Source organism: Isoptericola sp. NPDC056573 (assembly GCF_042793335.1).
GTDB lineage: Bacteria > Actinomycetota > Actinomycetes > Actinomycetales > Cellulomonadaceae > Isoptericola.
In genome coordinates this window covers 95492-105059 of record NZ_JBHTUY010000014.1, presented here as the reverse complement: position 1 = coordinate 105059, position 9568 = coordinate 95492, and the positions used below count along the sequence as shown (strand labels likewise).

The window sequence follows — 9568 nt, the reverse complement described above, 5'->3', positions numbered from 1 at the left end:
CATCCAGGCCATCGCCTCGCACAGGTCGTCGATGGCCCCGGATCCCCGGGGCCGCCCTTCGCGCTTCGTCGGCGCGGTCGCCGTGCCGCGTCAGCCTGCCGCGGGACCGGGCGGGAACTCGGGCCGCTCGAACGCGTCGCGGATGCGCAGGCGGATGGTCGAGTCCATGGCCTGCAGCTTGGCCGACGCGCCACGCTGCGTGACGTCCGAGATGTCGGTCACCACGTAGCCGATCTCACCGCGGGTGGCGAGCATCTGCGCCTCGATGTTGGCGCCGTGGTCGGCGAAGACCTGGTTCACGCGGGCGAGGACACCGGGCACGTTGCGGTGCAGCAGCATGATGCGGCCGACTCCCGTGTGCGCGAGCTGGAGGTTCGGGAGGTTCACCGACAGGGTCGTGGACCCGGTCGACATGAAGTCCCGCAGCTTCTTGGACACGAACTCGCCGATCGCCTCCTGGGCCTCCTCCGTCGAGCCTCCGACGTGCGGGGTGAGGATGACGTTCGGCAGCCCGCGCAGCGGCGACGTGAAGCCGTCGCCGCGCTTCTTCGGCTCGGTCGGGAAGACGTCGACGGCCGCGCCGCCGAGGTGGCCGGAGAGGACGTGCTCCCGCAGCGCCTCGACGTCCACGACGAAGCCGCGCGACAGGTTGAGGAAGACCGCGCCGGGCTTCATGCCGGCGAACAGGTCCGCCCCGAAGAGGCCGGCGTTCCCCGGCCGACCGTCCACGTGGATCGTCACCGCGTCGGCCTCGGCGAGCAGCTCCTCGATCGTCTCGACGCGGTGCGCGTTGCCGAGGGCGAGCTTCTCGGCGGTGTCGTAGAAGACGACCCGCATGCCGAGGTTCTCGGCGAGCACCGACAGCTGGGAGCCGATGTTCCCGTAGCCGATGATGCCCAGCGTCCGGCCCCGCACCTCGTGCGAGCCCTCCGCCGTCTTGTCCCAGACGCCGTCGTGCAGCGCCTTGTCGCGCACCGTGAGGCGGCGCGTCAGGGCGATGATCTCCGAGATCGCGAGCTCGACGACGGAGCGCGTGTTCGAGTACGGCGCGTTGAACACGGCGACGCCGTGGGCCGCGGCGGCGTCGAGGTCGATCTGGTTGGTGCCGATGGAGAAGGTGCCGACGGCCTGCAGGCCGGGGACGCTCTGGAGGACCTTGCGGGTCACGGTGGTCTTGGACCGGATGCCGAGGATCTGGAAGTCCTGGAGGGACTCGATCAGCTCGGACTCGTCGAGCGCGCCGGGGCGCGTGACGACCTCGATACCCGCATCACGAAGATTCTGGGCAGCGACGGGGTGGACGTTCTCGAGAAGGAGGGCTCGCAGCACGAGGCCATGGTGCGCCGTGCGGGCCCGCGCCCACAAACGCGTCTCACCGTTGCGGCGTCACGTCCGGTGTCACGCGGCGGCGAGCTCCACGATGCCGGTGGGCAGGGCCCGCTCGTGCACGACGACGAGGCGCTGGGTGGGGCGGGTCATCGCGACGTACAGGTCCGACGCCCCGCCGGGCCCCTCGGTCACGGCCGCCGGCTCGACGAGCACGACGGCGTCGAACTCCAGCCCCTTGGCCGCGCGCGGGTCGAGCACGCTCACCTGGGCGTCCTCCGGTCGCTGGGCGAGCAGTCGTGCCCCCTCGTCCGCCCCGAGCGCGTCCGGCAGGACGGACTCGACGGCGACCCGGAGCGCCTCGACCTGGTCGGCGGCGGCCACCACGGCCACGCGGCCCGCGCCGTCGGCCCCGACGAAGCTGGCCGCGAGGGAGGCGACCTGGTCCACGACCTCCTGCACCAGCACCGGGCGCGCCGGTCCCGACGGGGTGACGGGGGTGAGCTCCAGCGCGTCGTCGACCTGGCGGGCGGCGGTGAGCGGCGAGACGGGGAGCGCGGCCTCGGCGGCCATCCGCTGCGCGGCGTCCGCGACCGCGGCCGGGGTGCGGTAGGAGACGGTCAGCTCCTCGAGCCGCCAGGAGTCGCCGAGCACCGGGTCGAGCGCGCGGGCCCACGACCGGGCGCCGGCGGGCGACGACGTCTGCGCGACGTCGCCGACGATCGTCATCGAGCGCGTGGGCACGCGGCGCACCAGCATCCGCCACGCCATGGGCGACAGCTCCTGCGCCTCGTCGACGACCACGTGGCCGTACGTCCAGGTGCGGTCCTCCGCGGCGCGCTCCGCCGTCGTCAGCCGCGGCCCCGTGGACTCGAACCGGGAGGCCAGCGTCTCGGCGTCCACCAGCCCGCCGCCCGCGCCGGTGGACTCGAGCACGGACCGGGCGTACTCCAGCTCCGCGGCGCGCTCGGCGGCGCGTGCCCGGGCCTCCGCGCGGGCGATCGAGCCGTCCTCGCCGAGCAGCTCGGCGGCCTCGTCGAGCAGGGGCACGTCGGCCTCGGTCCAGGGCGCGTCCGGGTCGCGACGCAGCGCCGCTCGCTCGCTCGCGGACAGCTCGGGGGCCGCCTCCGCCAGCCGGTGCGGCTTGGCGAAGAGGTCGGCGAGCAGCTTCTCCGGGCTGATCGGGAACCAGGCCAGGTTGAGCGCGACCCGCACGTCCCGGTGGGAGCGCAGGTCCTCGGTGACCATCGCGACGTCCTCGGGAGCGAGCTCGGTGTCGGCCGCGGCGCGGTACTGGTCCACGAGGCGCGCGAGCATGTCGCGGACGAAGGCGGCGCGGGCCTCGTTGTGGGGCTTGTGCGTGCGACGGGCGCGGCCGATCGCGTCGCGCACGTCCCGGCGGCGCACGACGAGGTCGTACCCCTCGAGACGGAAGCGGACGTCCCGCTCCGGGACGCGCTCGCGGGCGCGCACGGCGCGGCGCACGACGTCCCGCCACAGCAGGCGGCCCTTGATCGCGGTGGCCGCGGGGGTGTCCGCCACGTCCGCCCGGATCCCGGGAAGCAGCTCGCCCACCGTGGTCGCGACGACCCCCGTCTCGCCCAGCGAGGGCAGCACCTGGTCGATGTACCGCAGAAAGGCGCGGCTCGGCCCCACGAGCAGGACGCCGCTGCGCTCGAGCACGCGCCGGTGCGCGTACAGGAGGTAGGCGGCGCGGTGCAGGGCGACGGCGGTCTTGCCGGTGCCGGGTCCCCCCTGCACGACGAGCGCGCCGGCGAGGTCGGCGCGGATGATCCGGTCCTGCTCGGACTGGATCGTCGCGACGATGTCGGTCATGCGGCCCGTGCGGCGCGCGGCCAGCGAGGCGAGGAGGGCTCCCTCGCCGGAGAGGGTCGACGCGGCGAGGGAGCCGTCGGCACCCTCGGCCCCGTCCGCCAGGGCGTCGAGGTCGAGCACCTCGTCCTCGAGCCCGGTGACCGTGCGTCCCGTCGTCACGAGGTGCCGACGACGGCGGACGCCGGCCGGGTGGAGGGCCGTGGCCCGGTAGAACGGCGTCGCGGCGGGCGCCCTCCAGTCCGTGAGCAGCGACCGGTGCTCGGCGTCCGCGAGACCGAGGCGGCCCACGTACCGGGTGTCGCCGTCGTCGAGGTCGAGGCGACCGAACGCGAGCCGGTCCTCGACGGAGTCCAGTTGCGCCACCCGGTCCTCGTAGAGGGTGGCGAAGGCGTCCCGCTCGCTCCGGTTCTGCGGCGACCCCGACGGTCCTGAGCGCCGGACCTCCGCGAGCCGGTCGCGCGTCGCGCGTCGCAGCTCGTCCAGTCGGGCGTAGAGGCCGTCGACGACCCCCTGCTCGCGTGCCAGCTCGTCCTGCCTGCCTGCCACGCATCCTCCCAGCGTCCTTCGGGCCGCGCTCTCACGTCGGCGCGGTCCCGGCGGCGGACCATCATTGCAGATGCCGGGAGCACCCGGGGGCGCCGTCCGGCGCCGGGCGGCGACGCGCCGGGCTCCCGGCACCTGCCCGGAGCGGGGGGCCGGGGCTAGGATCAGGCCCATGAGCAGCGGCGACGTCCTGCGAGCCGGGTCCGACGGACCCGCCGAGGACGCGGCCGCCACCGTTCTTCTCGTGGAGGACGACGACGGGGACGCGCTGCTCGTCACGGAGCTGCTCGAGGACGCCGAGGTCACGGTCGTGCTGCGTCGGGCCCGGTCCGTGGCGGAGGCGGTGGACGCCCTCTCACGGCCCGGCGGGACCCCGGGGGTCGACTGCGTCCTGCTCGACCTCGGGCTGCCGGACGCCGTCGGGCTGACGGCGGTGTCGCGGCTGCGCGAGGTCGCCGAGCGCGTGCACGACGTCCCCGCGCTCGTGGTGCTCACGGGCCTGACCGGCGGCGACCAGGGGCTGCAGGCGGTGGCCGCGGGGGCCGACGACTACCTCGTCAAGGGCGAGACGGACTCCGGGCTGCTCGGCCGGTCGCTGCGCTACGCGCTCCAGCGGCGCCGGTCCGCGGCCCAGCAGCGCGCGCTGTACCGCAGCGCGGTGCGGGCGGAGGAGACCGCGCGGCTCGAGCGCGCCCTGCTGCCCAAGCCTCTCGTGGGCGACGAGCGCATCTCCGTGATGGTCGGCTACCTGCCGGGCGGCGGGGGCCTGCTCGGAGGCGACTTCTTCGACACCGTGGAACGGCCCGACGGCTCCGTGCTGTCCGTCGTGGGCGACGTCGCCGGCCACGGCCCCGACGAGGCGGCGCTCGGGGCGACCCTGCGCACCGCCTGGCGCACCCTCGTCCTCACCGGGACGCCGCCCGAGCACGTCCTCGAGCACCTGGAGCGCGTGCTGCTGACCGAGCGGGCCCGGCCGGAGGTCTTCGTCACGCTGTGCCAGGTGGTGGTCGCCCCGGACCGTTCCGGGATCGACCTCTACCTGGCGGGCCACCTGCCGCCGCTGCTCATCACCGGGCCGGTGGGAGACCTGCGCTGCGAGCTGCTGCCGCCCACCGGCAGGGGCCGGGCGCTCGGCGTCCCCGTCGACGGCGGGTGGGAACCGCGGCGGATCGGCCTCGACGGGCCGTTCGCCCTCATGCTCTACACCGACGGGCTCGTGGAGGCGGAGGTGCGCCTCGGTGCACCCGGCCCCGACCCGACGAGCGGCCGGCCGGCCGGCACGGTGATCGACCCGGAGCTGGACGGGCTCGGCCGGGACGCCCTCGGTCTCGCCGAGCTGCACGGGGAACGGCCCGCGCGCGTGGGCCCGCTGCGGGCGCGGGTGCCCCGGCTCGGGCAGTCCGGGCTGCACGACCTGGTGCGCGAGGACCTCGAGCGGCACGGCATCGTCGGCGTGGTCGAGCGGGTGCTGCGCAACGTGCGCGCGCTGCACGGCGGCCCGCTCACCGACGACGCGGCGCTGCTCGTCGTCGGGTGGACCGGGCACGACACGCCGTACCTGGGGGAGCGGTCCTCGACCCTCGCGGACTCGGCCGAGTGGGCGCGCCCGTGAGGCGCGAACGCCCGCTGCACGACGTCGTCCTGCGGCTGCTGCTCATCGTCGGCGCGGTGCTGCTGCTCGCGCTCGCCGTCGCGCTCGTCGCGATCCAGCGCTCGCTGGTGCTGCTGCGGGTGGGCGCGGGCGACGAGGCCATGGACGCGGCCCACGCGTGGAACCTCACCCTGCTGGTCGTGGTGATCGTGCTCGTGCTGCTCGTGGTCGTCATGGGTCTGTTCATGTGGCGCGCCCTGCAGCGCGGCGTGACCCGTCCCCTGGCACGGCTCGCCGACTCGGTGCGCGCCGCCAGCACGGGCGAGCACGAGCACGAGATCCAGGTGGAGGGCACCGGCGAGGTCGCGGCGCTCGCGGCCGACGTCGAGCACATGCGCCGCGAGCTGGTGCAGCAGGTGGCGGAGGTGCGCGCGTCGCACGCCGAGACCGAGCGCGCCCACGCCCAGCTCGCGGAGCAGGCGCGCGAGCTGGCCCGCTCCAACCAGGAGCTGGAGCGCTCGAACCGCGACCTCGAGCAGTTCGCCTACGTGGCCTCGCACGACCTGCAGGAGCCGCTGCGCAAGGTGGCGAGCTTCACCCAGCTGCTCCAGAAGCGCTACGGCGAGCAGCTGGACGAGCGGGCCGACCAGTACATCGCCTTCGCCGTCGACGGCGCGCGCCGCATGCAGCGGCTCATCCAGGACCTGCTGAGCTTCTCGCGGGTCGGGCGCTCGGGCAGCGAGCCCGAGGACGTCGACCTCGAGCGGGCGCTCGAACAGGTGCGGCACGACCAGGAGGGCCGGATCCTCGAGGCGGGTGCGGAGATCACGCACGACCCGCTGCCGGTCGTGCGCGGGGAGAAGGCGCTGCTGACGATGCTGCTGGCGAACGTCGTGGGGAACGCCGTGAAGTTCCGGGACCCCGAGCGCCCGCCGCGCGTGCACCTGTCGGCGCGGCGGGTCACGGGGCCGGAGCCCGGCTGGGAGCTGTCCTGCACCGACAACGGGATCGGCATCGACCCCCAGTACGCCGAGCGCGTCTTCGTCATCTTCCAGCGGCTGCACCCCAAGGACGTCTACTCGGGCACCGGCATCGGGCTCTCGCTGGTCAAGCGCGTGGTCGAGCACCACGGCGGGCGCGTCTGGCTGGAGCCCGCGCCGAGCGGCGGGACGTCGGTGCGATGGACCCTGCCGGACCGCGACGAGGCGTCGGACGGCATCGTCGGTTAGGCTCGGTAGACGTCGCTGACCTGCGACGATGCTGCAGACGGAACGGTAGGGGCGCGCCCCGACCGGGCGTTCGACGACGAGGGAGCGGGCATGACGGACCAGCAGACGGGGATCGAGGTCCTGCTCGTCGAGGACGACCCGGGCGACGTGCTCATGACCCGCGAGGCGTTCGAGGAGCACAAGGTCGCCAACCGGTTGTCCGTGGTGGCGGACGGCGTGAGCGCGATGGCCTTCCTGCGCAAGGAGGGCGAGCACGCCCAGGCGCCGACGCCGGACCTCATCCTGCTGGACCTCAACCTGCCGCGCATGGACGGCCGCGAGGTGCTCGCGGCGGTCAAGGCCGACGAGAGGCTGAAGCACATCCCCGTCGTCGTGCTCACGACGTCCGAGGCGGAGGAGGACGTGCTGCGGTCCTACTCGCTGCACGCGAACGCCTACGTGACGAAGCCCGTGGACTTCGACCGGTTCATCCAGGTGGTCCGACAGATCGACGACTTCTTCGTCACCGTGGTGCGGCTGCCGCACCACTGATCGGGGCCGGCGGGGCGCGGGAAGGATCCGGGGCGCGGCACGGTTGTCACTCCTGCGGGCGCGAGCCCGCCGGCACGAGCCGGAGAACCGAGGAGGAGACCCTTGCTGGACCCGCAGAGCATCTACGAGGTCGACGAGGCCGCCGTTGCGCGCGTCCTGCCCCACCAGGGGCCCGACGCGGCGCCGACCGGTACCGGACCCGTGCTGCTGCACGCGCTCGACGGTTTCGTCGACGCGGGCTCCGCGGGGGAGATCGCCGTGGAGCACGTCACCGAGGAGCTGACGACCACGCGCCTGGTGACCTTCGACGTCGACCAGCTCCTCGACTACCGCTCGAAGCGGGTCGGGATGACGTTCGACGCCGACCGGTGGTCCGCCTACGACGAGCCCTACCTCGCGATCGACCACGTCGCCGACCGCGAGGGCACCGGCTTCCTGCTGCTGCACGGCTCGGAGCCCGACCTGCAGTGGGAGCGGGTCGTGGCGGCCGTGAAGGGACTGGCCGAGCGCTTCGAGGTCTCCCTGACGGTCGGCTTCCACGGGATCCCCATGGGGGTGCCGCACACGCGGCCGCTGTCGCTCACGGCGCACGGCACGCGTCCGGGCCTGGTCGAGGACTACACGTCGTTCTTCGGCACCGTGCGGGTGCCCGGCTCGCTCGCCGCGCTCCTAGAGTACCGCCTCGGCGAGGCGGGGCACGACGCGATCGGCTTCACCGTGCACGTGCCGCACTACCTCGCGCAGTCGCGCTACGCGCCGGCGGCGGTCGTCGCGCTGCGGCACGTGGAGCGCGCCACGGGCCTGGACCTCGCGACGGGCCTGCTCGCGGAGGCCGCGGCGGACGCGACGATCGAGGTCGAGAAGCAGGTGGGGGAGTCGGGCGAGGTCAAGGCCGTCGTCAAGGCGCTCGAGGAGCAGTACGACGCCTTCACGAGGTCGGTGGGGCGGCCGAGCCTCCTCGCCGAGCAGGCCCCCCTGCCCACGGCCGACGAGCTCGGCGCCGAGTTCGAGCGCTTCCTGGCCCAGCAGGACGACGACTGACCCGGACGCCCCCGGGTGCCGCTCGTCCGCGGTGCGCACTCCGCCCGTCCCGAATGGCCGATGCGCGGCTTCCGCGGCTTATCCGTGGCACGTCGGTGTGGTCCGTGCCACACTGACCGCGTTGCAGAGGCGCTCCTTCGCACGAACCGGCGGTGCGGCCTGCAGCGACGGGTGGCCGCCCGGCCCGCTCGTGCCCGTTGTGACGGAAGGTCGAAGGATCAGCATGGCGCAAGGTTCTGTGAAGTGGTTCAACTCGGAGAAGGGCTTCGGCTTCATCGCGCAGGACGACGGCGGCGCCGACGTCTTCGTGCACTACTCCGCGATCCAGACGCAGGGATACCGCACCCTCGACGAGGCCCAGCGGGTCGAGTTCGAGATCACCCAGGGCCCCAAGGGGCCGCAGGCGGAGCAGGTCGTGCCGCTCTGAGCACCCGGCTCGCCTGACGACGGCCGCGTCCCCGGGAGGGGCGCGGCCGTCGTCGTGCCGGGCGCGACCGGTGCTCGCCAGGTGCTCGCCCTGTCGCCCGAACAGTGCTCGACCGGCGGACGTCAGGCCCCGGCGAACCTCGTGAGCTCGTCACCGACGAGGAGGCGGGTCGGGACGGGCAGGCTGCGCAGCCGTCGCGCGAGGCCGGCGTCGTGCAGGTCCACCACCTCGTCGGTGTCGTCGGGCGCGGCCCGCACCGCGACGAGCACCACGTTGCCGTACCGCCGGCCCTTGAGGACGGCGTGCTCCGCGACGACCCCGAGCCGGCCGTCGGCAGCCGCGCCCGGTCCGAACGCGGCGGCGAGCGTGGCGGTCTCCCGGCGCGCGAGCGACAACGGCGGGCGGTCCGCGCAGTTCGCGAGCAGGACGCCGCCGGGGCGCAGCACCCGGTGCGCGGCCGCGGCGAACGCGTCGTCGGCCAGGTGGTCGGGCGTGCGGTCGCCCGCGAAGACGTCGCGCACGACGACGTCGAACGAGCCCGGTGCCAGCGACGCGAGGGCGTGGCCGGCGTCGTCGGCCCGCAGCCGGAGCCGGGGCGAGCGCGGCAGCGCGAACCAGGACCGCACGAGCTCGAGGAGGCGGGCGTCGACGTCGACGCCCAGCTGGCGCGAGTCCGGTCGCTCGTGCTCGACGTGCCGCGCGAGGGCGCACCCCGCCGCCCCGAGGTGCAGCACCCGCAGCGGGCCGTCGGGCAGCCCCGCCAGCACGGCGGCCATCTGCTGCATGTACTCGAAGGCGAGGAAGCCGGGGTCGGCCAGGTCGAGGGCGGAGCTCGGCACGCCGTTGACGTGCAGCGTCACGCGGTCGGGGTGGTCCGGGTCGCGCTCGACGCGTGCCGTGCCGGTGTCGATCGGCACCTCCTCGTCGGGGAGTGTCGGTGCGTCGGAGGATGCTGGGTGGCGTCGACCGGACCGGCGCTCGGGGCGCGATCCACCTCGGGAGGAGCGGGACATGCGACCAGTCTCCCCGCTCCGGAGGGTGGGG

At 74.5% G+C, this 9568-nt stretch carries 8 protein-coding genes; 5 read left to right on the top strand and 3 right to left on the bottom strand.

Going from position 1 to position 9568, the window contains the following annotated elements:
- Window positions 1–90: 90 nt before the first annotated feature.
- On the bottom strand, window positions 91–1329 hold the full coding sequence (gene serA / locus ACFQ8E_RS19925; protein ID WP_430552302.1) for a phosphoglycerate dehydrogenase: 1239 nt from the start codon (window positions 1327–1329) through the stop codon (window positions 91–93).
- Window positions 1330–1398: 69 nt separating this feature from the next.
- A complete protein-coding gene (locus tag ACFQ8E_RS19920; protein ID WP_430552301.1) occupies window positions 1399–3708 on the bottom strand; it encodes a HelD family protein in 2310 nt (769 codons plus the stop codon).
- 169 nt (window positions 3709–3877) lie between these two features.
- Here ACFQ8E_RS19920 and ACFQ8E_RS19915 point away from each other — a divergent pair, with 169 nt between their 5' ends.
- The 5 genes from ACFQ8E_RS19915 to ACFQ8E_RS19895 all read left to right on the top strand — a co-directional run bounded on the left by ACFQ8E_RS19915 (window position 3878) and on the right by ACFQ8E_RS19895 (window position 8524).
- The gene (locus ACFQ8E_RS19915; RefSeq protein ID WP_430552300.1) at window positions 3878–5317 is read left to right on the top strand and encodes a PP2C family protein-serine/threonine phosphatase; all 1440 of its coding nucleotides are present in this window, start codon (window positions 3878–3880) and stop codon (window positions 5315–5317) included.
- Window positions 5314–6525 (top strand): ATP-binding protein, encoded by a 1212-nt coding sequence (locus tag ACFQ8E_RS19910; RefSeq protein ID WP_430552299.1) that lies wholly within the window; start codon window positions 5314–5316, stop codon window positions 6523–6525. Before ACFQ8E_RS19915 ends, ACFQ8E_RS19910 begins: the two co-directional genes overlap by 4 nt.
- A gap of 90 nt (window positions 6526–6615) precedes the next feature.
- A complete protein-coding gene (locus tag ACFQ8E_RS19905; RefSeq protein WP_430552298.1) occupies window positions 6616–7056 on the top strand; it encodes a response regulator in 441 nt (146 codons plus the stop codon).
- Window positions 7057–7158: 102 nt separating this feature from the next.
- The gene (locus tag ACFQ8E_RS19900) at window positions 7159–8097 is read left to right on the top strand and encodes a proteasome assembly chaperone family protein (protein WP_430552297.1); all 939 of its coding nucleotides are present in this window, start codon (window positions 7159–7161) and stop codon (window positions 8095–8097) included.
- Between the two features lie 223 nt (window positions 8098–8320).
- Complete coding sequence (locus tag ACFQ8E_RS19895) at window positions 8321–8524, top strand: cold-shock protein (RefSeq protein ID WP_430552296.1); 204 nt, start codon at window positions 8321–8323, stop codon at window positions 8522–8524.
- A gap of 122 nt (window positions 8525–8646) precedes the next feature.
- Here ACFQ8E_RS19895 and ACFQ8E_RS19890 read toward each other — a convergent pair whose 3' ends face one another.
- Window positions 8647–9441, bottom strand: coding sequence for a spermidine synthase (locus ACFQ8E_RS19890; protein ID WP_430552295.1), 795 nt, complete (start codon window positions 9439–9441; stop codon window positions 8647–8649).
- Window positions 9442–9568: the final 127 nt, after the last annotated feature.

Coding starts and splice junctions, on each gene's coding strand:
- ACFQ8E_RS19915 (WP_430552300.1), top strand. CDS start 3,878: ATGAGCAGCGGCGACGTCCTGCGAGCCGGGTCCGACGGACCCGCCGAG.
- ACFQ8E_RS19905 (WP_430552298.1), top strand. CDS start 6,616: ATGACGGACCAGCAGACGGGGATCGAGGTCCTGCTCGTCGAGGACGAC.
- ACFQ8E_RS19895 (WP_430552296.1), top strand. CDS start 8,321: ATGGCGCAAGGTTCTGTGAAGTGGTTCAACTCGGAGAAGGGCTTCGGC.